Raw genomic sequence first — 23,633 nt, 5'->3', positions numbered from 1 at the left:
GGGGAAATTTGACCGTTGATGCCCAAGATGTGCAACTGATTGGTAGAGGCAGTGGCTTAAGTGCTGACGCACTGCCAAACTCAACAGGGAATGCGAGTGATTTGACTATTAAAACTAATACCTTACTAGTCCGAGATGGGGCAACGGTGGGTACTGGTACATCTGGTTCGGGCAAAGGGGGAAATTTGACCGTTGATGCCCAAGATGTGCAACTGATTGGTAGAGGCAGTGGCTTAAGTGCTGACGCACTGCCAAACTCAACAGGGAATGCGGGTGATTTGACTATTAAAACTAATACCTTGCTAGTCCGAGATGGGGCGCAGGTGGGTACTGGTACATTTGGTTCGGGCAAAGGAGGAAATTTGACCGTTGATGCCCAAGATGTGCAACTGATTGGTAGAAGTGCCGATAGTAATAAGATTTCCAGTGTTTTGACTGCTCAGACCAGCGGTATAGGGGATGCGGGAAACCTGACGATAAACACTGGTAAGTTGCTTTTGCAAGATAGGGCATTCCTCAGTACTCTAACTTTTGGTGCAAGCAAGGGGGGAAATTTGAACATAAGTACTGGTACTTTGCTTGTACAGAGTGGAGCTGCGATACTTAGCCAGTCTGTTGGTGCGGGTAAGGCAGGAGATTTAACTGTTAATGCCACTGACACAGTGCAAGTGATTGGTACTTCTGCTGATAACGATCGGGTTCCCAGCAGATTGTCAGCTAATGCTTCAAATGGAGCAGCGGGAAACCTCACGATTAATACTCGTGAGTTGCTTGTTCAGAATGGGGCGCTGGTTATTGCGCAAACTTCTGGTAAGGGCAAGGCGGGAAATTTGACCGTTGATGCCCAAGATGTGCAAATCATTGGTAGAAGCAGTCTCTTAAGTGTTGAGGCACAGCCAAACTCAACAGGAGATGCAGGTGATCTTACACTTAGAACTAATACCTTGCTAGTCCGAGATGGGGCTACAGTAAACGTGCAGAGTAGCGGAACAGGAACCGCAGGCAACATGATGTTAAATGCTCGCTCTATCCGTTTAAATAACAATGCCTCACTCAGAGCCAATACACAAAGTGCTAAATTTGACCCGAATAGAGAACAGGCAACAATTAACATTGACTCACGAGATTTAATAATAGGTCGTAATAGCAATATCAGAACTGATGCCCAAGGAGAAAACGTCATCGGTGGTAACATCAATATCAATGCCGATGTCTTGGCTGCTTTTGAAAATAGCGATATTACTGCCGACTCTGATGACTTTCGTGGCGGGAATGTCAGAATCAATACTAAAGGTATCTTTGGTCTTCAGTTTCGGGATATACTTTCCCCAAACACAAGCGACATCACCGCCACTGGGGCAACTCGCGAGTTGAGTGGTAATGTGCAAATCACTACACCTGATATTGACCCCACTCGCGGCTTAGTCGAACTCCCAATTAATCTAGTTGATGCTTCTAGGCAAATTTCCACCGCCTGCACACCTGGAACTCGGCAATTCCAAAATACATTTGTGGCAACAGGACGCGGTGGATTACCCATGAGTCCCACTGAACCATTACAAGATTCAAGTACTGTGTCTGCGTGGGTGAAATTAAGACCAAAATCAGAAAACTTGGCAAATACAACGACTCAGGCACAACCAACAGCAGTTTCAACTACTCCCATTGCTGCTACAATTCCAATTGTGGAAGCTTCTGGCTGGGTAATCGATCGCAAGGGAAACATAGAATTAGTAGCACAAGTTCCTCAACTCAACCCCCACAGTCCTTGGCAAACACCTGCTTCCTGTCCTGTATCTCAGGGAGGTGTGAAATATGGCAAAATTTCAGCTGCCAAAGCGAGTAATTAGATTTGCGATAACTCCTGTAGTCCTATTTACCCTTGCTGTTTTTCTGACTATTATCCCTAGCACATTCGCTAAACAAATCCAGACAAATTCACCAAACGGGTTTCACATCCAAACCAATAAGCCCCCAGCCACAACACCACAGCAACTTCTTGAGCAAGGAGAAGCACTTTATCAAGCTGGACGCTTTACTGAAGCAGTAAATGTTCTACAACAAGCTCTCCGTATCTATCAACGAGAAAGCAATAACCTTGCACAAGCCGCAGCGCTGACTAACCTCTCTCTTGTATACCAGCAACTCGGCTCCTGGAAAGAAGCTGATGCAACTATTGACAATAGCTTAAATTTGCTTGGCTGGGATGAGATAAATCAAAAGTTAAATGTCAACAATCCCAAATCTGAATTGTTAGAAATTCTTGCACAAACTCTAAATATTCAGGGCGAATTGCAACTAGCAGACGGACAAACTGATGCATCTGTAAAAACATCACAACAAGCAGAGCAAATCTGGAAGAAATTAGATGACAATGCCGGAATAACGCGCAGCCGGATTAACCAAGCACAAGCTCTACGAGTTGCTGGTTTTTACCGCCGTAGCTTAGATATATTAAATGAAGTATCCCAACAATTAATTTCCCAACCTGACTCACCTGTAAAAGTAACAGCTTTGCGATCGCTTGGCAATGTCTTACAACAATTAGGCGAACTAGAGTCATCCCAAAAAAACTTACAACAAAGCTTAGAAATCGCTCAACGTCTGCAACTGCCTCTAGAAATTAGTTTGACGGAATTTAGCCTCGGTAATACTGCTAGGTCGTTAAGTAATATTAAATCTGCGATCGCTCATTATGAAAATGCTGCCAAAATTGCACCAAACCCTCTGGCCAAAGTTCAAGCTCTGATTAATCAGCTGAGTTTGCTGGTCGAAAACGAACGCATCACTGAAGCAAAGTCATTAATACCCACAATCCAATCTCAATTCCCCAATCTGCCTACCAATCAAGCCGGTATTTATGCACGGATTAATTTTGCTCAGACTTTGGCCACAATTGGTAACAAAAAAGATATTGCAGAGATTCTGGCAACTAGCGTTCAACAAGCCAAAATCATCGGCGATGAACGTGCTCAATCTTATGCACTGGGCAGCTTGGGAGAAGTTTACGAGCAGAACCAACAATTGCAAGAAGCAAAGGATTTGACGCAGCAAGCGTTGTTTATGGCTCAGAAAATTGATGCCTCAGATATAGCTTATCGCTTTGAGTGGCAGTTAGGACGCTTACTCAAAGCACAGGGAAATATCCCAGCCGCCATATCTGCTTATGATACTGCTGTAACAACTCTTCAATCTCTTCGCAGCGATTTAGTTGCGGTTAATCGAGAGGTACAGTTCAATTTTCGCGATCGCATAGAACCTCTTTATCGGCAGTCTGTAGAGTTGATTTTACAAGAGAAAGGACAAGGAAAACCAGATTTAGATAAAGCACGTCAGCGAATAGAAGCCTTACAACTTGCAGAACTCGACAATTTTTTCCGAGAAGCTTGCTTGAGCAATCAATTTGTGGTTTTGGACAAAGTAGTAGACCGCGACAACCCGAATACTGCTATTTTCTACCCGATTATCCTAGATAACTATTTAGAAATTATTATCAAACTTCCCAGTAAACCATTGATGCATAAGACTTCTAGAGTCAACCGTCAGCAAGTAGAGAAAGTCATTACAAAAATACGAGAAACAATAGTCGAACCCGATGCTAATCAGAAATTTAAAGCAGTTTCTCAACAACTTTATAACTGGTTAATTAAACCAGTTGAAACAGACCTTAAAAATAGTAAAGTTAATACTTTAGTCTTTATTCCAGATGGGTTGCTGCGAAATATCCCGATGTCTGCATTATATGATGGCAGAGAGTATTTAGTCCAAAAATACTCTGTAGTTATTAGCCCCGGACTGCAACTATTTACTCCCAAACCTCTAGGACAGAAAAAATTAAATGCCCTTGCTGGAGGACTATCGCAACCACCCAAAAATGAAAAGTTTGCACCACTTCCCAACGTTAAAGTTGAACTGAAATTAATTCAGGAATCAGGCGTATCGACAACTACATTATTGGATAAAAATTTTACCAGTACGACTTTAGGAAAAACTATCAATGCTCAACCTTTTAAAGTTGTTCACTTGGCAACTCACGGGCAATTTAGCTCTAAAGCAAAAGACACTTTTATCTTAGCAGCTGATGGACGTATCAATGTGAGTGAATTAGATAGTTTGCTCAAAAGTAGAGAGCAAAAATTAACAGAACCAGTTGAATTACTTGTTTTGAGTGCTTGCGAAACAGCAGCCGGAGATAACCGAGCTGCATTAGGATTAGCAGGAGTTGCCCTGCGTGCTGGTGCGCGGAGTACTTTAGCCTCCCTATGGCAAATTGGCGATAACTCTACAGCTTTATTGATTGAGGAATTTTACCGCCAGTTAGTGACTGGTAAAACTACGGCAGAAGCTTTACGCTTTGCTCAATTAAAATTACTTGAAGCTCCTGAATATAACCGTCCGATGTACTGGGCCCCCTACGTTATAGTTGGTAATTGGTTGTAAAAGTCTAGGCTTATAGATACTTTACTGGATATAAAATTATTCGCGGGTTGGTAATTTTATTAGAGGCATCGTAGCAATATTATTCAAATTGATTGATTGTAATAAGCTTTGCCAATCTTCTTCAACAGATGCATCTTTATAATTAGAAATGTGGATTTCTGCTAGCATATTTAAAGCGTCAAACCAAATTCCTTTTTCAGCATAGATTATAATCTTTTGTCGAGGCTCATTTGCGGCTTCTAATTGTTGCACAACACGCTCCTCTAAATTGATTCTTTTAATATCTCCTTCTACATATACAGGAATGCTTGCTGTCTCCTGATTACAACGTACTTTTAAATACCAGCGATATGTCTTATCTAGTTTTAATGAAGCAGTACTAGGGAGAGAAATACCAATGATACTTGGCTTTGACGGTAGAGCGATCGCATTTCTATAAACATCATTTTCGGCGCTATCCTGTAAGCTAAATTCAGCACTTGAATTAGACAAATCCTTAGTGTAGGGGATGTAAAACCAAAACGTAGGTCGTTCTAAAGTGGTTAGTCCCTCTACAGTCCCGATAATTGAATTGTTTGTCTGTTTGCCAACCTTTTGTTCCTCTTGAAATGGTACTAAAGCAGTGAGCGGGGTTGAAACCGCAGGGCAATTATCTCGACTACCCATTCCTGCTCTACGCCCAGATACAGGACTTAATGGAGCAGGTGCTTTTGGCAAAATAAAAACTGGTCGAGAAGTAGGTTGTTGAGGTGAAGCAGGTGTTTTAACTGGTTGTGCAGGCTGTTTATTAGTAACTGGTTGTTTAGCTCGATCTATTACTTGTGCTGAATATTGGGTAGTGCTGCTCAAAATCAGAGCAGTTGTTAAGATCCATTTCATTGACTTAACAGGTACGATTTTTGCTTGTTGCTATCGTCATCATAAAGGTTGTAGGTATATTTAGCTATCTTTTATAACTGATTCCAATTGTTGAGACAACGAATGTGTGTCTCTAAATGTTGAGGTAGGCAAGTACACTGTAAATTGAGTACCTCTACCTACTTGACTGTAAACATTTACAAAACCACCGTGATTCTTAATAATACCCAACGCTGTAGAAAGTCCTAAACCTGTACCTTTGCCTACCTCTTTGGTAGTGAAAAATGGTTCAAAAATCCGTTGCTGGACTTCTGACGACATCCCCAGACCAGTATCCGTCACCACGATCGCAATATAAGAACCAACTTTCGCATCTATATTTATCTGGGCAGAATGTTCGCCAATCACTAGATTTTCCGCCGCAATTCTTAAAATGCCGCCATTGGGCATAGCGTCGCGGGCGTTGATTACCAAGTTTATCAATACCTGATGTAGTTGAGTTATGTCTCCACGAACGTACCAAAGATTTTTAGGGATATCTATCTGGCAACTAATGGATTTGGGGAATGTTTGAGCGATAATTTGCTCAATCTCTGCCATCAAAGGCTGAATTTCCACAATTGTGCGTTTATCTTCAATACCCCGTGCAAAAGATAACACTTGTTTAAGTAAATTAGCACCGCGTTTGACATTATTTTCTAAAGTTTGCAGTATTTGCTGACTCTGAGAATCGGGCAATTTCTTCTGCAACAGTTGAACTGACATTAAAATTGGCGATAGTATGTTGTTGAGGTCGTGAGCGATACCGCCAGCTAGCGTACCGATACTCTCCAAACGTTGCGATCGCAGAAGTTGAGCTTCTAGTTGTTTCTGTTGCGTAATCTCAGTGTTCACACTCAAAATAGATTTGGGTTGTCCATTATCATCTCGAATCGATGTCCACCGACTTTCAACAATAATTACTTTGCCTTCCCTTGTCAGTTGATGCAACTCACCCCGCCACTCACCTGTATTCATCACCCTCAAGTAAGCATCTTTTAGCTGTGGTGAAATTTCTTTATATAAAAGTTGTAAAACATTCTTACCCACAACTTCCTCAGCTTTCCAGCCGTATAGACGTTCAGCACCTTTATTCCAAAATAAGATTTGGTGGTGGATATTTCGCACCATAATTGCATCAGTTGATACATCCAACAGCGCTGCTTGTTCGCGAATTTTCTGTTCTGCCTGTTTTTGCTGGGTTATATCTCGCGTCACTGCCAAATGGATGAACGTGTTATCAGATTCGTTACGTAGTGGTACGGCATGAGTTTCTATGTAGCGGCGAGTGCCTTTAAATCCCACGATTTCAAACTCCAAAGTCCCCTTGTTACCTTGGCAGACACTTTCATGCAAGTCGGCAAAGGCTGCTTTATACTCTGGCGCAACTACAGCATCAACTGGTTTACCAATCAAGACATCAGCACTTTCCACCTCCATCATTGCCAGCCCTTCTGCATTAATTTCTAAAAGGGTGCCATCTCTGGCAATTAGCTGGATGCATTCTGGTTCTGCATCTATCACGGCTCGTAAACGATTTTCGCTTTGACGTAGAGCCAGTTCCGTCTGCTGAAGTTGCCTGATATAACGCCACAACAAATCATACAGCAACGCCACTAGCACCAAATCCACAATCGCAGCGATAAAAAATGTCACTATCGCCTTTTGGGAATTTGCTTGTGACTGCTGCATTTCCTGCTGTAATAAATTTTTCTCCGCCTTCAAAGAGTCGTTAATCAGTTGTTGAATCTCTTTACCAATTTGCTTGTCATTATCAGATAAGATTTGCTGCCGAACTGCTTCTAATCCCTGGTTTTGTCTGAGGTAAATTTCTTGTTGGAGAATATTGAGTCTCTTGGTAATTTTCGGCTCTAGTAAAGCAATCCACTGCTGCTTTTGAGGGTTATTGACAGTTAAACTTTTGAGAGTCTGAATATTGCTATTTGTTTGTTGATAAGCTGCAAGATAAGTTTGTAAATCATCTGCATCTGCTGTAATTAAATAACTACGTTGTGCAGTTTCAGTATCTTTGAGTCTAGATTGGATACTTTCAATTTGGGTAATAACTTTATAGGAGTATGTTAGCCATTGCTGGTTGTGAATCAGCTTCACAGTGTTGCTATACGAAACTACAGCATTAGTAAATACAACTGCCAATGCTAGGACGAATATTGCTTTCAGCTTTTGGACTCGATACCATTTTTTGCCCATGCGATCGCCCCTTCTGCCGCAGATGCCCTCCATCAGTTAAGATTAAAGATTAAAAACAAATACTGAAAATATTTTAAGGATAAGGATTTTGATAACACGGGTAGCAAAATACAATCTGTTATAGTTGTAAATATCTGGATTTTTAAGGATGATGATTTATACATGATACTCATAAATAAATCCGCTAAATTTTAATATAAATTTATTTTGAGCTGTAGTATCGCTAATACAGTTCGGATCGGGTAATTTGCCTATCCATAATATTTGCAGAGACGTTGCAATGCAATACGGTTCGGTTAAAGGGGAAAGGGAAAAGGGAAAGGTTTTGAATACATCCTTTATCCTTTACCCTGACTTTTGCAAGAAGTCTATTATGTTTATTTACGCCATGCTGTGCTATTGGGAGGCTCTAATACTTCTTTTGGTTGTCCTTGTTTACAAATTTCGACGCGACGTGTTTTTCAATCGATTAGCCAACCAAGTCGCACTTTTGCATCCATGACGTTATTAAAGTTGATGGTAATCGCTGTCATAACAGGGTGACATCATAAGATCCACAATAGAATTTGCTGTTGAGGCGCACGTCTGTACGCTCTTACTACAATTATCTTGACACGACCCAAGCAATATGTTAATAATAATAGTTTGTGGAAACTTTACTTCTTAATATAAGCTCTTGGCTAACGTCATTGTCATAGGTGCCCAATGGGGCGATGAAGGAAAAGGTAAAATAACTGACTTACTCAGCCGTTCCGCAGATGTTGTGGTGCGTTACCAAGGGGGTGTCAATGCTGGACACACGATTGTAGTTAAAGGTCAGACCTTTAAACTGCACTTGATACCCTCTGGGATTTTGTATCCAAATACCGATTGCATTATCGGCTGTGGAACAGTCATCGATCCACAGATTTTGATCGCAGAACTCGACCAACTAAAAGAGTTAAATATTTCCACTGACCACCTGCTGATATCTGAGACAGCCCACGTAACGATGCCTTATCATCGATTGATTGACCAGGCATCTGAAGAACGACGGGGAAGCTATAAGATCGGCACAACAGGTCGGGGCATTGGGCCGACTTATGCTGACAAATCTGAACGTACAGGCATTCGGGTTTTAGACTTGATGAACCCTGATGGTCTGCGCGAGCAGCTGGAGTGGACGATTAATTATAAAAACGTCATTTTAGAAAAGCTTTACAACTTGCCGCCTCTAGATCCACAAGAGGTGATTGAACAGTATTTGGGTTATGCAGAACGCTTGCGGCCTTACGTTATTGATACATCGTTAAAAATATACGATGCAATTCAGCGACGGCGCAATATTTTGTTTGAAGGCGCACAAGGTACACTCCTAGACTTAGATCATGGAACTTATCCTTATGTCACCTCCTCTAACCCTGTGGCGGGTGGGGCTTGCGTTGGTGCAGGGGTAGGGCCGACAATGATTGACCGGGTAATTGGGGTGTCAAAAGCCTATACAACCCGTGTCGGAGAAGGGCCATTTCCCACTGAATTGGATGGCGAGTTAGGAGAATTATTGTGCGATCGCGGAGCCGAATTTGGCACAACCACCGGACGCAAACGGCGCTGTGGCTGGTTTGATGCGGTCATCGGTCGCTATGCCGTGCGGATTAACGGCATGGATTGTATGGCGCTCACCAAACTGGATGTTCTTGATGAATTAGAGTCAATCCAAGTTTGTGTCGCTTATGACATAGATGGTCAACGCAGCGAGCACTTCCCCACCAGTTCTCGTCAATTTGCTAGATGTCGCCCCATCTACAAAACCTTGCCAGGGTGGAAAGTGTCAACAACTCACTGCCGCACCCTAGAAGACTTGCCACAAGCAGCATTGGATTATCTCAAATTCTTAGCCGAATTGATGGAAGTCCCGATCGCGATCGTCTCATTAGGAGCCAGCCGCGATCAAACCATAATCGTAGAAGACCCCATCCACGGGCCCAAACGCGCTTTATTGCACCCTGACGGTACACCTGCTACCCTACTTAGTGCGTAAATTTAGTCATTAGTCATTTGTCGTTGGTCATTAGCAAATGACTAATGACAAAGGACAAAGGACAACTGACAACTGACAAAGGACAACTTTTATGGCTATTACAGTCGAATCTCAAAAACGTCCAGAAGGCAGCAAGCCAAGAGCTTTGCGCCGCGCTGGACTGATACCTGCCAATTTGTATGGTCATAAGGGTACAGAATCCATTTCTTTGACCATTGAAGCCAAAACTGTTGAGCGTTTGCTCAAAAGAGCTTCTGTCAACAATACCTTGATTGAGTTGAATGTTGCTGATGCACCTTGGCGTGGCAAAACCTTGCTGCGGGAACTTCAGATCCATCCAGCCAAAGGTACGCCTTACCACCTCAGCTTTTTCGCGGTTGCTGGGCACGGTGACACCACTGTAGAAGTACGTCTGCGTTTTGTGGGAACTGCTGTTGGTGTTAAACAAGAGGGTGGCGTGTTAGACACCGTAATTACTGAATTGCAAGTTAGTTGTGCGCCAGAAAACATCCCAGATGTAATTGAAATCGATGTCACTAACCTGCAAATTGGAGACAGCTTGAGTATTAGTGATATACCCTTTCCTGAAGGTGTAACACCTCTTGCTGAATCAGAGCGCCTTGTTGTCAGCGTTTTGCCACCACAAATTAGCGCTGAAGATGCTGGTACAGAAACTGAAACTGAAGCAGCTTCTTAAGCTAGGTAAACTGTGTAATAATTTTTGATGATATCCAGGGGGGAACTCCTGGTTTTTTTGTATTTGAACCGCAGAGGCGCAGAGAGCGCAGAGGACAGAGATGACGGAAGCGACTCTTCCAGCTTTAATTCAGCAAATGTTGCAGCCTGGATTTTACCCCCATACGGTAACAGAACCTATTCAACTAATTCAAACCCACGCTTCTTATGTGCTGTTAACTGGGGATTACGCTTATAAGCTGAAAAAACCTGTGAATTTTGGCTTTTTGAACTTTTCTACGTTAGATAAGCGGCAGCATTTTTGTCAGGAAGAGTTACGCCTAAATCAGCGCGGTGCTGGTGAACTGTATTTAGAAGTTTTGCCCATAACTTTGGTAGGGGAACAATACCAGTTAGCGGGAACAACCGAGGCTGTAGAATATGTGCTGAAAATGCGCCAGTTTCCTCAAGAGTCGCTATTAAGTACACTTTTTGAAGAAGGTAAGTTAAATGAGACACGCCTAGATGAATTGGGACGGGTGGTGGCTCAATATCATGCCAAAGCACAGACGAATGATTACATTCGCACTTTTGGTGAAGTGCCAAATGTTCGGGCTGCCTTTGATGAGAATTATCAGCAAACTGAGCAGTATATTGGTGGCCCCCAGACTCAGGCGCAATTTACAGAAACAAAGCAATATACAGATGACTTTTTTGCCGAACGTCCAGAATTATTTGCTAGCAGAATTCACAACGATTATATTCGTGAATGCCACGGGGATTTACACCTGAGAAATATTGCTCTGTGGCACGATAAAATCTTGTTGTTCGATTGCATTGAATTTAATGAGTCGTTTCGCTTTGTCGATGTGATGTACGATGTGGCATTCACAGTGATGGATTTGGAAGCTCGTCAGCGTAAAGACTTGGGCAATGCGTTTTTGAATTCCTATATAGAGCAAACTGGAGACTGGGAAGGCTTACAGGTGTTGCCCTTGTATTTAATTCGTCAGGCTTATGTCCGGGCGAAGGTAACTTCATTTTTGCTAGACGATCCAAGCGTACCCGCGACGGTAAAGGAAGAAGCGACAAAAACCGCCGCTGACTATTACAAACAGGCTTGGGAATATACTAAACCAAAGCTGGGACAACTAATTTTGATGTCGGGGTTGTCGGGTTCTGGTAAAAGTACCACTGCAAGGTCTTTAGCCCGTCAACACGGAGCAATTCAGCTGCGTTCGGATGCAGTGCGGAAGCATTTAGGGGGAATTCCGTTGTGGGAAAGGGGTGGCGATGATTTATATACTCCTGAGATGACCGAGAAAACTTACACACGCCTGTTGGAATTGGGAATTACCCTGGCTAATCAAGGTTTTTCGGTGATTTTGGATGCCAAGTATGATAAGCAGCAATTGCGGCAAGAAGCGATCGCACAAGCTACAAAACATCAACTTCCCCTTCAGATTATCCAATGCACAGCACCCCTGGAAGTTCTGAAAGAGCGTTTGAACAATCGCACTGGTGATATTGCTGATGCCACCGCCGATTTATTAGCCTCACAAATCAAACAAGCTGAACCTTTCACTGAAGAGGAACAACCTTATGTAAAGATTTGGGATACAACTCAGCTACAACAGGCAGAATTAAAATAATTCGTAATTCGTAATACTTCGGCTACGCTCAGTACAAGTTCGTAATTCGTAATTGAATCGAAAATTAGGAATCACGAATTATGAATTAGTAATTAGTTAATAAGTTTTTTATTTTATGGCAGACAAAAAGAACGACTTGTTCAGTATTTCTCCCAGCTTCTTTTCTCAACTATTATTTGGGGCATTTTTAACATTTATATTAATAATGACTGGCTCCGCACCAGCCCTAAGCATCTTCTTAGGAATCATGGGCGGTTTTATCTTAAGCTGGATCACAAATTTAACCGATAATAGTCCCCAGGCTCCAGCTGTTGCCTCATCTGATGGTGTCGATACAGGATTGAAATACTGGTTATTTTTCATGCTGGGCTTTGTATATTTGGGCTATCCAGCACCCATGAGTATCTTGCTAGGTGGATTAGGCGCTTTAGCTGGAGGCTGGATTACTGCTTGGTGGGGAAGTAAGGAAGAAACTAGAACTCAGTTGCAAGTTGAAGAGTCAGAAGAGGTTGAAGTTGAACCAACAAACGAAAGGATCAACAAACGGCAAACCAGAAGAGCCGGTCGCCGTTACCGTCGCGCTCCTGGAAGTAGTTTCAATTTCAAGTTTTGGGAAAGGTAGTAATTTGTGGAATTGAGTGTTGAAAAGAGACAGAGGGGCGGAGGTGCGGAGGGGCAGAGGAGAAAGACTTACTGCTACTTCTCCTCTGCTCCCCTGCTTCCCTGCCCCACGCCCTAATAATATGTTTTTATATCTATCCAAATTACTGCCGCTATTTTTTTATCCATTAGGATTAGCCTGTGTAAGCTTGGTAGTGGCATTAGTGACTTTGTGGAGACGACCGCGGACTGCTGCGATCGCAATTGCTTTTTCTCTAACTTTATTGCTATTTTGTAGCAATGCTTGGATTGCTAAATCATTAGTGCGATCGCTAGAATGGCAAAATATTCCACCCACCGAAATACCTAATGCAGAAGCGATTGTGGTTTTGGGTGGCGCAACCAAATCAGCTTTTCCCCCAAGACCTACCGTCGATTTAAGTGAAGCAGGCGATCGCGTCATCTACGCTGCACAGCTCTATCGCCAGAAAAAAGCGCCTATAATCATTCTCAGCGGCGGCCGCATTGATTGGCGTGGAAGTGGTTCGCCAGAATCGGCAGATATGGCCACAATCCTTACATCTATTGGTATTCCAGCTGAGGCGATTATCCAAGAACCTGACTCTCTCAATACTTATCAAAATGCTGTAAATGTCCGCAAAATCTTGTTATCTCGTGGGATAAATCAAGTATTATTAGTTACTTCGGCAATGCATATACCGCGATCGCTTCAGATTTTCCAGCGTCAAGGAATCAATGCTATTCCTGCACCTACAGACTTTCTAGTTAGTGAAGGTGAGTTGCAAGAACTCGGTAGTACTCCCAAAGCCGCGATACTAAATTTATTACCTGATACTGATAACTTACACCAATTTACCATCGCTTTAAAAGAGTATATTGGTTCTTTAGTTTATCGCTTACGCGGTTGGCTTTAATTAAAGTTAGGAGTTGTTAGAAAGTTATGAGTTATGAGTTATGAGTTATGAATTGTTAATTATGATATGTAGTAATTGCCTAAACTTCTAACTCCCAACTCCCAACTCCTAACTCCTAACTTTATTAACTTTATGTCAAAAAATTTACCTTATATTATTCCAGTTGCTCAACCCGAAGTTGAGGAAGCTTTTGCCGCTTATCAAACAACCCATCAGTTTTACCACGAAGTTCGGTCACGGTCAGAGTTTCAGCGTTATTGTGATTGGTATTATACAACAGCAGAACAAAACCGCCAAGACCTTAAAAGAATGCGCGGCGAACTGAATATTTTTCAGTGGTTTCGCCGCCGATAAGTGATTTAGATGATTTCTAACTCATTTTCACGTAAATGGGCTTTAAACTTTTTACCAAACTGGACTACAATCGGCAGATTAGCGCTTACTGGTCTGTCTCGCCATTGAGTGGCAATAGCTACTACATCGCCTTCTGTACCTTTGATGTCAAAAGGCTGATTCCGATGTTCAGGATGATGATACACCACTACCGAATCTTTAACGCGGACGCGATCGCCAACTTTCATAACAACATTTACACCTAGCATTTTCTTTTCCACAAGTATCTGCTACAAAATATATGATTAAATCGCTTAGAATTTGATTTAATCAGCTATTTCTTGACGCTTCATCGGGGTGCAACGGCTTAACCCTCTGCGTCCAGGCACGTCTTAGCAATCCGCGCGTACTTTTTTCTGTTTTTTGCCACGTTAATAAGTATCGCCCATAGCCTTTCTCTTTAACCCAAAAGCAGGGAAATGAAAGAAAATCAGGCGATATCGGATGTGCTTAGTACTTTGACAAGATATCCAACCCTTTTATCTTGACTCTAGGATGTTCCCCAGGTCAACTCTCTCACGAATTTTAGTGTATGGCAGGTGCGTTGCGATCGCTCCTTTGTATGCTATAGACTTTGACCTCTCTCCTAAAAGGTTTAACTTTTTGGTTAATTTGATAGCAGGGTTGGCTGCTTATACTTATTTTCCTAAAAAACGATCTATTGACATTTCCCCAAAAAACTTGCCTGCTTAATCCCTGCTATTTTTTAGCCCCGTCGAATTTACGTTAAGGCAATTTCAGCTTCCTCTCCAGCACTGCTTTTATTTGCTGGGCAGGGGTATTTTCAGGAAACACCCGCAGCAAATCTTTCAAATCTTGAATAGCATTTCGGATTTTCGTTTGGAAAGTGGTCTGTTCCAGTGCAGTCTGATATAACTCTTGGGCAGTTGAGAGATTGCCTGCAACGAGGTGATAGAGCGCTAGGTTGAAGGTGTTTTGGCAATTGTCAGGTTTTTCGGTGTATTCTTGTTGGGCAATTTCGATGGCAATGTTCAAATCAGCTTCGGCGGACTTGGCTTGCTGGAGAGCGAGGTAGATAAGGGCGCGAAGGTATCGGTGGAAATCATCTTTGGGGTCAAGTTCAATGGCGCGGTTGAAGTCTTGCAGCGCTTCTTCGTAGCGTTCCATTAAGCAATAGGTATAGCCTCGACGAGCGATCGCCCAATCATATTTAGGGTTAATTTCAATGACGCGGTTCAAGTCTTGCACCGCTTCCTCGTAGCGTTCCATTAAGCGATACGTATAGCCTCGACTTGCGATCGCCCAATCATCTTTGGGGTCAAGTTCAATGGCGCGGTGGAAGTCTTGCAGTGCTTCCTCGTAGCGTTCCATCAAGTGATAGGTCATGCCTCTATTTCTAATCGCCCACTCATATTTGGGATAAAGTTCAATGGCGTGGTTGAAGTCTTGCAGGGCTTCCTCGTAGCGTTCCATGAAGCAACAGGTATTTCCTCGACTTGCGATCCCAACAGCATATTTGGGATAAAGTTCAATGGTACGGTCGAAGTCTTGCAGTGCTTCCTCGTAGCGTTCCATCAAGTGATAGGTAAAGCCTCGATCTGAGATCGCCGCAACATATCGGGGGTTAAGTTCAATAGCACGATCGAAGTTTTGCAATGCTTTATCATACTGCCTCATCGCGCAGTAGCCTTCGGCGCAACGAAAGAAAACTTGAGAACTAATTAGGTGTGGATGGGTGTCGATTCTACGTTGAGCAAGAGACTGCCTCAACAAGTCATGCATAAAGCGATAGCGACCACCAACACGCTGGAGTAATAGCCGTTCTGTAGTATAGTTGAGAAAACGAGCATAGTCCCGAGGGATCGAGTTAGTGCAACACAAAGATAAACGCACTAGAAAATGGTTGATGCAGATATATCCCCCTCCCAGCCCAATCCATAGTAGCGGAGCTATGGACAAGGAAATTACCGCAATATAATTAAGAGAAGACGCTGAACGTAGTACAATACATACTATCAAGGTATGCAAGGGCACAAAAATTAAGGTAATTGGGATTGCATTTCGCCACAAGTTCCTAATTCCTTGATTTGGCACTGATAGGGTTTTAATTTTGAAGCGCCATTCTTGAAAGTTGAAACCCCATCTTGGAATAGTTAATTCATTCAATTTATGAATTAGTACGCTAATTTGAGTAGGGACTAATATATCCTTCCAAGATGACAACTTGCGTAATACTTTTTGTGGCTTAAGACTTAACAATGATATTTGGATGCCTCCCACAACTGATTCTATATGTGGCAAATTCTTTAAGACATCTATTCCACACACCAAGCCATACAAAGAGCCAATCACCAATCCGAACAAAAGACGAGGGCTTGACCCGATCTGACACAGACGAATTAATCCAATGAATTGCCACCAAAAAATTAGAGCAGCCATTAGCCCCCAGAAAATTACAGCACCGATTAGCCCCCAAAAAATTACAGCAAAAAAAGTAAATAGCCACTTTTGAAAGGGTGTTGACAGCCATGTTGCTTTAATTTGCTCAATCAAAAACTCGGTTTCTGATTCTTGCAAAAGCTCTAAGGCCAGAATTTCCAGCCACTTCTGGCTCTGTTCAGGGCTAGGAATCTTTCCCTGACGATAGGCGCGGCTAGGTGTATCCTGCGTTAGCATCCGTCGCACATAAGCATCTAACAGTAGATTTAAGCGATCGCCCGCCGAAGTCGCCCGCCGCCACTGGGTTGGCTCTAGCTCCTTATAGGCAAGTACCGCCATTGACAGTAACAACGGTCTGCGAATCAGCGCCAGTAAATTCGCATCTGCCACCAAGCTCTCTTTGAGTTCATCTCGGTTTGTCTCTGTCAAAAAAGTCTGGATTTGTTCATCAGTCAAGTCTTGGAGATAAACGGCTCCATCGAGTTCCAGCTGTTGAGAATAAGTCTTATACTGTTCGCGCCGACAGCACAACGCTACCTGCCTCGGACGCAAATCCGATTTCAACCACTGGTTAATTGCCTGCACGCAATCCTGCTGATACTCTGGACGCACTTCATCTAGTCCATCCAGCAAGGGCACCAACCGTTTTTCCTCTAGCCACTGTTTAATTTGCTGTGGCAAAAAGCCATATCTCTCTCGCACCTTGCCAGCCAGCCAATTGGCGATCGACCAGACAGGCGCTTGTTCAGGAAGAGACTCAGAGGGATTTTTCTTGGAAAACCCCGGTAATCTAGATGTAACCTCAATCCGCCTAGAAGCTGATTGAGATGCAATCGGTTGCCAATCGGAAAGATCGACCACGACGGGGATGCGCTGCTGCGGATCATCTTCTGCCCTTTCCACGAGTTCTAGAGCTAGGTCTAGCAAGCTCGTTGTTTTACCCGCCCCCGGTTCACCCAAAATTAGCAACCGCCCTGCACATTGATCAAATACCTGCCCGATCGTCGTTTCCGGTGACAGTAGCTGACTCGGTTGAGCGATCGCCACTTTCACCTCCATACCCCAAGGACGAACCTGTTGCGGCTGCGTCTCCTTCTGCAAATTCAGCCTGACGGTATGGTGTAGTTGTCCCTCAAGTCTGGATTGAACCCATTGCCTGACTGTTGCCAGCAAATCCTGTTCGGCGTTAGGGCGTACTGTCTCCTGTGGCTTGAGCAGTACATTGCCATTCACCTTCTCGATATTGATTTGATCGCGTCCCCGGTTTCCATAGCCCCGCCTACCACGTTTTCCCATGCCTATGAACCACCAATTTTGGGATTACCTTCAATTTTTTCAATATTGATTTGGTCGCGCCCATAGTTTTTATAGTCTCGATTGGAGGTGGTTTGATTTTGAATATTAATAATTTGCTGCGCTACCTGCCGTAGCTCTGTCGCAAACACAGCATCATCGACCATCGCATCATCCAAGTACACTTCCAGCTTGTTCAGCGCTGCTGGGGAATGGTCAGTTTCCACTGCTGCGATCGCCGCTTCTGCTTTTACATTTCCTTTAAACTTAGCAGTGATTTTATTTCGTAGCTCCTTTGCCAAGGAAATTGCCCCGCCCACAGTCTTCTTCGCCACTTCCCCAGCCCCCGACTTAGCAAACTCCTGAAATGCGAGGTTGAGAATTGCCCCTGCTGCGATCGTAGTTAGTGGATCAGTCATCTCAATTCCTCAAAGTCACCACTTTTCCATTATCCTACGACCTCCGTGGTGTCTATTATATTTTCAGTAAAATCATGAACATTTTATAATGGATTTAAAAAGTCTCTAATTGTGACGGTCTTGATTATCTCGGCATCTAACCTAATATAACTAAGCTGTTATCTATAGTCGTCGTTCCTGTTGGATGAAGGTCAAGTTGCAAACTAGCTTCCACGTAGGCGCAAGATGTGATGTAGAGTTGCTTATACTGCGATCGCTAACCTAGATTAACCCACTAGCGATCGCCACTTTTTTCTCCGTCACTCTCAATGTACAAGTAGTTCTTGTCAACATTGCAACATTCCTCATCAACATTACAATATCCATAAGGAACATTGTAATATTTCTCATCAACATTACAATATTCCTTATCAATGCTGGAATATTTCTCATCAACATTACAACATCTATAAGAAACATTGTAATATTCCTCATCAACATTACAATATTCCTTATCAATGCTGGAACATTTCTCATCAACATTAGAATATTCTGTCTAAGCACTACCGTCGTCTCAATAAGGATTATTAACGTCTTCCAGAAATGAGTGAAACTGCCATATATGACGTTATGACTGATTAATTTTGTATTTCTTATTCCCAGCGATCGCTTCATCTGTTAAATGCGTATTTTTATACTAAAACTGGGTATTACAAATAAGTACTTTCGATCGAATAGGTTTTCAAAGATGATTTTAAGCTTTAGAAATACTAGTAGTTCGCCAAATGAACTTGGCGGGGTAAAGGGTTTAAATCCCTTACCCTTTCCCCTTTCCCCTTTCCCCAGCCGTCACTCAGCATTTTTGGGTTGGCAGACTACTAGTGCTGTGTGTGCCGTATTTTTATTAGTCAGTGTCAGCAGCTTTCACAAGTCAGCCATAGCCAATATAAACAACCAGTCCCAATTGATAGCGCAGCAGAGTAAAACTCAGTCACACCCACTTTTTAAATCTATTCTGCCTAAATTAAAGCAAAAAACTCAGATTCGGATTCTTTTACCAAAATTTATTCCTGAGTCGGATGGGGAAAATCCAATTTACGCAACTATAGAAGCTGCTACGCAAAAAAAATATGATATTTTACTGGCTTATAGTCCAGACTGTAATGGTGCTTCTGCCTGTCGTTTAGGCGTTGTTTCTGCTGAAGCCGTAACCCGCAAAACACCCAGCCTGACTGGGAAACGTGTATCCTTAGCTAAGGGAATTACTGGCTATTTTGTAGATTTTACTTGTGGTGCTGGTTGCTCAGATGCTACCTTGACTTGGAGACAACAGGGTGTGCAATATGTTTTTGGATTGAAAGGAGGCGATCGCACTTCTTTAGTAAAAATGGCTAATTCTGCGATTAATCCTTAGCTCACGTCATTTGATTGTACTTCCCAACGAAACAGCCGCGGCAATTGAGATACATCTATAGCGTAGTTAACAATCCACATCACCAATTCAAAAATCAATACATATCGTACCCACTGCAACTCGCTTGTAGAATCCAAAAGTGTCAAACCCTCATACAACTGCCAAAAGCGGTAAGGGAGATATATATAGGGAACCATTACCCAGACGACATTTTGCAACTGCCTAAGCGTCACACTTTCAGAGATGATTTGCAACCCGAATACGATAAAATACCAACCAAGCACAATTAAGACCGTGCGATCGCCCCACCATACACCCCACAATAGCATGACCACTAATGGCGGCACTACTCCTAGCAGTATCACTGAGCCAAACCAGATTTTATACCAACCGGGAAATGGTAAAGGTAGAGTATAAGGCTTTGTGTTTTTCCACCCCCAGTTCACAACCACAATAAAAAGTGTGGCAATAAGGAAAAAGAGGAGATTTTCTAGGAACAAATAGAGGTTAATGTTTAAGGAAGTCATAAGGGTATTATTAACCTCTGATGTTTTTGTGTCATTCTGCTCAAGTAGTATTTTTGCTATTACAGTAAATAAATATACTTAATCCTTACACAAAATCCGAAAAATATTTCAACTTTTGTTTGCTCTATTTTCTTGTATCAAATGAATAATCGATGGTACTAAAGAAATAACTATAATTAATCCAATAATCGGTAACAAATACTTATCTACCTGTTCAGGTGGCAGAGATTTTCCTAAGAAAAACCCTAACAGGGTAATGCCGAATGTCCAAAGAAAGCCACCAATTAAGTTGTAAGACATAAATGTGCGATAATGCATTGCACCAATCCCGGCCACAATGGGCGCGAAAGTCCGTACAATGGGTAAAAAGCGTGCTAAAACAATCGTTTTTTTACCGTGCTGGTGATAAAAGTTTTGAGTTTTTACAAGATGTTTTTTATGAAACAGCCATGAATCTTCCTTATTAAATAGTCTTCTGCCAAATTTATGCCCAGTCACATAGCCAACATTGTCACCTAAGACTGCACAAATAAAAGCACCAATTATCAGAACCCAAATGTTCAATAAATTCTGAGATGCAACAAATCCAGCGGTGAACAATAAGCTATCCCCAGGCAGAAAAAAACCAATTAACAAGCCAGATTCAGCAAATACAATCGCCCAGACCCCAAAATAGCCGAGTGATTTAATCAGTTGTGGTAAATCCAGATGCATAAAATTTTTACTTTTCAACAATAGATCCACAACATCTTAACGTTCAGCAATTTTATTGAATAAAAAGTAATATTAAATTTATGTAAATTTATTATGTAATCTTAGGAAATGTAATGACAGATGACAGGTTTTGGGTTATTGGTGCAAGATACAAAGATGTTTGAAAGTACTAAGAATATTTTGGGGTGCTGCGATGCCTACGGCGAGCTTTGCTAACGCAGCAGAGTCGGAATATCGTGTTAACTTTTTCATAGCTACCCTTAGAGATATGAAAAGTCATCAAATTCCTCCTGGAAGCTTTGGTATACCTGTATTAGGTGAAACACTCTCCTTTCTTTTCGACCGCGATTTCGCTAAAAAGCGCTATCGCCAGTATGGGCCCATCTTCAAAACTCATCTTCTTGGCAGACCAACTGTAGTGATGGTCGGGCCGGAAGCATTAGAGTTGGTTTTGTCAAGCCAAATGGAGAATTTTTCTTGGCGCGAGGGATGGCCTGATAATTTCAAGACATTACTGGGTGAATCACTTTTTCTGCAAGATGGAGAAGAACACCGCAGAAACCGTCGCTTGATGATGCCGGCATTGCATGGTCCAGCATTGGCAAATTATGTCTCCACAATGGAAGATATTACACGCAGCTATCTGCAAAAGTGGGAGAAGCAGCAGGAATTTACTTGGTTTCAAGAATTTAAACAACTGACGTTTGATATTGCTAGTCAATTATTGTTGGGTACGCGTCCTGGCCCTGAATGCGTGCGTTTTAGCAAGTTGTTTGCAGCCATGACAAATGGACTGTTTGCGATTAATCCGTTGCCCTTGCCATTTACAACATTTGGTAAAGCTATAGCTGCTCGTAATCAGATTTTAGAACATCTAACTCATATTGTCAGAGAACGTCAGCAAAATCCAACAAAAGATGTTCTGAGTTTATTAGTGCAAGCCCAAGATGAAGAAGGGAACCGGATGAGTGAAAAAGAACTCATCGCTCAAGCGTTACTATTACTATTTGCTGGACATGAAACTACTACTTCGATGCTGACTTGGTTGTGTGTAGAGTTAGCTCGTAATCCAGAAGTAATTGAAAAAGCAAGAGTTGAACAATTGCAACTTGTAAGTAAAGGTAATTTGGATTTAGAACAATTAGGGAAAATGCCCTATTTAGAACAGGTTTTGTGGGAAGTTGAAAGATTGCATCAACCTGTCGGAGGCGGGTTTCGTGGCGTAATTAAAGACTTTGAGTTTAAAGGTTATCACGTCCCTGCTGGTTGGCAGTTATACTATTCAATTGGAGTTACTCACCGAATTGCAGAAATTTATTCTGAACCAGACCGGTTTGAGCCAGACCGTTTCAGTCACCAGCGCCAAGAACATAAAAAGTATCCTTTTAGTTTAGTTGGTTTTGGCGGTGGGCCACGCATCTGTATTGGCCTAGCCTTTGCCAAAATGGAAATGAAGATTGTTGCTGCTCATCTTCTACGCAATTATCATTGGGATATATTACCCAATCAAAGTTTAGAGGAAGTTGTGGTTCCCACTAATCGCCCGAAAGATGGATTGCGGGTTAGATTTCAACCTCGGTAAAATGTTTTATGACATTTCAAATAAACATACATTTGCCTAATCAAGTTTTACAACGCTTGCAAAATGTGAAAGATTTTGTGGGTGGAAGTGTTAACTCTCTAAGTAACTCAGCACAACAAGCTGGTGAGTCTTTGAAGACAACAGCCACTACCACAACTGATAGAGCAATTGATACAGTTACAACAAGTTTAGAGCAAACTTGGCAAACAGCAGAGCAATTTAAAAATACAACATCGGGAGCAGTTAAAGATGCAATGGCATCTTCTGCAAGTGATTGGCTGACACAACACCCGATATTTTTTCGGTTAGTTCAAATACTAGGTTGGGCGGCTAATCACCCAATTATTAGTGTAGTAATTTTGCTGTTTGCGCTTGCTCTGATTTGGAGCATCATCAAAGCAATTGTCCGCTTAATTGAGACAGCTAGTTGGTCAATACTCAAAGTTCCGTTAAAATTACTTCAGGCTTTGATTACAGTTAGTTTTGTATCTTTAACTAAACTTGGGAGTTTTGCTGTTCAAAGAATCACAGGTGCAAAAATAACTGATAATCCGCCTACTTTACTACCTGAAAGTTTTCAACCAAATAAACAACAGCGATTAGGAGAAATTTCTAATCGTTTGGAAGCAATTCAAAAGGAACAGCATGAGCTTTTACAAGAAGCAGCAGACTTGATTGCTGCCGACACAATTGATATAGATATCTCCAAAATTAAACAGCTAAAAAGCGCTGAATCACATCTTGGCTAAGTTCGGTTGTGGAACCGGAGGCGACGATACCACCTTTTTGCATAGCGTAATAGTAATCAGCTTGACGGACAAAGTGCAAATGTTGCTCTACCAATAAAACCGAAATACCTGTGGTTTGGACAATGCGACGAACTGCGGCTTCAATTTCTAGGATGATGGAGGGTTGAATACCTTCGGTAGGTTCGTCTAAGACGAGTAATTGAGGTTCTCCCATTAAAGCACGGGCGATCGCTAATTGTTGCTGCTGTCCTCCGCTTAAATCACCACCCATCCGCGAAAGCATGGTTTTTAACACCGGAAATAAACTAAAAACTTCCTCTGAAATTTCTGCTTTTTTGACTGGTTTGCGTCTAGCTTCCAACCCCAGCAGTAGATTTTCTTTAACTGTCAACCGAGGGATAATCTCTCGTCCTTGGGGGACATAACCAATTCCCAACTTTGCCCTTTGGTCTGGAGATTTGGAGTTGATTAATTCTTCAGCTAAATTAATAGTACCGCTGCGGGGTTTGAGTAAACCCATGATAGTTTTGAGTAAGGTAGTTTTTCCGACACCATTACGTCCAATTAGGCAAACCATTTGCCCCGATGGTACGCTCAAATCCACATTGCGGAGAATATGGCTTTCGCCATAATAAACGTTGAGGTTAGAAATTTTGAGCATAAAAGAATTTTTAACTGTTTAGTTTTGATATCAAGTTTTTAACTGGCGATCGCTATAATTAGTTATGATTTC

At 42.3% G+C, this 23,633-nt stretch carries 18 protein-coding genes and 2 pseudogenes; 12 read left to right on the top strand and 8 right to left on the bottom strand.

Features of this window, described 5'->3' with window-relative positions; genetic code table 11:
* A pseudogene (locus V7K53_RS01440) lies at positions 1-1,850 on the top strand (S-layer family protein); the annotation flags it as partial.
* Complete coding sequence (locus V7K53_RS01435; RefSeq protein WP_335195904.1) at positions 1,816-4,440, top strand: CHAT domain-containing protein; 2,625 nt, start codon at positions 1,816-1,818, stop codon at positions 4,438-4,440. The pseudogene V7K53_RS01440 and the gene V7K53_RS01435, both read left to right, overlap by 35 nt.
* A 36-nt stretch (positions 4,441-4,476) precedes the next feature.
* Here V7K53_RS01435 and V7K53_RS01430 read toward each other — a convergent pair whose 3' ends face one another.
* Both V7K53_RS01430 and V7K53_RS01425 read right to left on the bottom strand, forming a co-directional pair.
* Entirely contained in the window at positions 4,477-5,319 is an 843-nt protein-coding gene (locus tag V7K53_RS01430) for a DUF928 domain-containing protein (protein ID WP_335195903.1), read from the bottom strand.
* A 60-nt stretch (positions 5,320-5,379) separates the two neighbouring features.
* Complete coding sequence (locus tag V7K53_RS01425) at positions 5,380-7,581, bottom strand: PAS domain S-box protein (RefSeq protein WP_335195902.1); 2,202 nt, start codon at positions 7,579-7,581, stop codon at positions 5,380-5,382.
* Positions 7,582-8,224: 643 nt separating this feature from the next.
* Here V7K53_RS01425 and V7K53_RS01420 point away from each other — a divergent pair.
* From V7K53_RS01420 to V7K53_RS01395, 6 genes are all read left to right on the top strand, one after another.
* Positions 8,225-9,568: an adenylosuccinate synthase gene (locus tag V7K53_RS01420; protein ID WP_334837410.1), complete on the top strand. Its 1,344-nt coding sequence runs from the start codon at positions 8,225-8,227 to the stop codon at positions 9,566-9,568.
* A 91-nt stretch (positions 9,569-9,659) separates the two neighbouring features.
* Complete coding sequence (locus V7K53_RS01415) at positions 9,660-10,265, top strand: 50S ribosomal protein L25/general stress protein Ctc (RefSeq protein WP_335195901.1); 606 nt, start codon at positions 9,660-9,662, stop codon at positions 10,263-10,265.
* 100 nt (positions 10,266-10,365) lie between these two features.
* A complete protein-coding gene (locus V7K53_RS01410) occupies positions 10,366-11,895 on the top strand; it encodes a bifunctional aminoglycoside phosphotransferase/ATP-binding protein (protein WP_335195900.1) in 1,530 nt (509 codons plus the stop codon).
* Positions 11,896-12,010: 115 nt separating this feature from the next.
* A complete protein-coding gene (locus V7K53_RS01405) occupies positions 12,011-12,517 on the top strand; it encodes a hypothetical protein (protein WP_335195899.1) in 507 nt (168 codons plus the stop codon).
* Positions 12,518-12,638: 121 nt separating this feature from the next.
* Entirely contained in the window at positions 12,639-13,430 is a 792-nt protein-coding gene (locus V7K53_RS01400) for a YdcF family protein (RefSeq protein WP_335195898.1), read from the top strand.
* A gap of 132 nt (positions 13,431-13,562) precedes the next feature.
* Positions 13,563-13,784 (top strand): hypothetical protein, encoded by a 222-nt coding sequence (locus V7K53_RS01395; protein ID WP_322662683.1) that lies wholly within the window; start codon positions 13,563-13,565, stop codon positions 13,782-13,784.
* A gap of 5 nt (positions 13,785-13,789) precedes the next feature.
* Here V7K53_RS01395 and V7K53_RS01390 read toward each other — a convergent pair whose 3' ends face one another.
* Positions 13,790-14,011: a ferredoxin-thioredoxin reductase variable chain gene (locus tag V7K53_RS01390; RefSeq protein WP_416211729.1), complete on the bottom strand. Its 222-nt coding sequence runs from the start codon at positions 14,009-14,011 to the stop codon at positions 13,790-13,792.
* A 406-nt stretch (positions 14,012-14,417) separates the two neighbouring features.
* On the opposite strand from V7K53_RS01390, the pseudogene V7K53_RS33970 reads away from it, so the two are divergent.
* Positions 14,418-14,516 (top strand): annotated as a pseudogene (locus V7K53_RS33970) (IS982 family transposase); the annotation flags it as partial.
* 33 nt (positions 14,517-14,549) lie between these two features.
* Here V7K53_RS33970 and V7K53_RS01385 read toward each other — a convergent pair.
* A complete protein-coding gene (locus tag V7K53_RS01385) occupies positions 14,550-17,519 on the bottom strand; it encodes a tetratricopeptide repeat protein (protein ID WP_335195897.1) in 2,970 nt (989 codons plus the stop codon).
* 2 nt (positions 17,520-17,521) lie between these two features.
* Entirely contained in the window at positions 17,522-17,935 is a 414-nt protein-coding gene (locus tag V7K53_RS01380; RefSeq protein WP_069068185.1) for a hypothetical protein, read from the bottom strand.
* A gap of 727 nt (positions 17,936-18,662) precedes the next feature.
* On the opposite strand from V7K53_RS01380, the gene V7K53_RS01375 reads away from it, so the two are divergent.
* Positions 18,663-19,328, top strand: coding sequence for a hypothetical protein (locus V7K53_RS01375; RefSeq protein WP_335195896.1), 666 nt, complete (start codon positions 18,663-18,665; stop codon positions 19,326-19,328).
* Here V7K53_RS01375 and V7K53_RS01370 read toward each other — a convergent pair.
* Both V7K53_RS01370 and V7K53_RS01365 read right to left on the bottom strand, forming a co-directional pair.
* Positions 19,325-19,855 carry a hypothetical protein gene (locus V7K53_RS01370; protein WP_335195895.1) on the bottom strand — a complete coding sequence of 177 codons (531 nt, stop codon included), beginning with the start codon at positions 19,853-19,855 and terminating at the stop codon, positions 19,325-19,327. The genes V7K53_RS01375 and V7K53_RS01370 overlap by 4 nt on opposite strands.
* Positions 19,856-19,963: 108 nt before the next feature.
* Positions 19,964-20,569, bottom strand: a complete 606-nt coding sequence (locus V7K53_RS01365) for a DedA family protein (protein ID WP_335195894.1) — start codon at positions 20,567-20,569, stop codon at positions 19,964-19,966.
* A 268-nt stretch (positions 20,570-20,837) separates the two neighbouring features.
* Between V7K53_RS01365 and V7K53_RS01360 the strand changes: the two genes are divergently transcribed.
* Both V7K53_RS01360 and V7K53_RS01355 read left to right on the top strand, forming a co-directional pair.
* Positions 20,838-22,151, top strand: a complete 1,314-nt coding sequence (locus tag V7K53_RS01360) for a cytochrome P450 (RefSeq protein WP_335195908.1) — start codon at positions 20,838-20,840, stop codon at positions 22,149-22,151.
* Positions 22,152-22,159: 8 nt separating this feature from the next.
* Positions 22,160-22,900, top strand: coding sequence for a hypothetical protein (locus V7K53_RS01355; protein WP_335195893.1), 741 nt, complete (start codon positions 22,160-22,162; stop codon positions 22,898-22,900).
* Here V7K53_RS01355 and urtE read toward each other — a convergent pair.
* Complete coding sequence (gene urtE / locus V7K53_RS01350) at positions 22,863-23,561, bottom strand: urea ABC transporter ATP-binding subunit UrtE (RefSeq protein ID WP_335195892.1); 699 nt, start codon at positions 23,559-23,561, stop codon at positions 22,863-22,865. The two genes, V7K53_RS01355 and urtE, sit on opposite strands and share 38 nt — an antisense overlap.
* Positions 23,562-23,633 lie beyond the last annotated feature (72 nt).

The organism is Nostoc sp., from assembly GCF_036917355.1.
GTDB lineage: Bacteria > Cyanobacteriota > Cyanobacteriia > Cyanobacteriales > Nostocaceae > Nostoc.
Note: the sequence above shows the minus strand (reverse complement) of the source record. Positions and strands in the feature narration are given on the sequence as shown.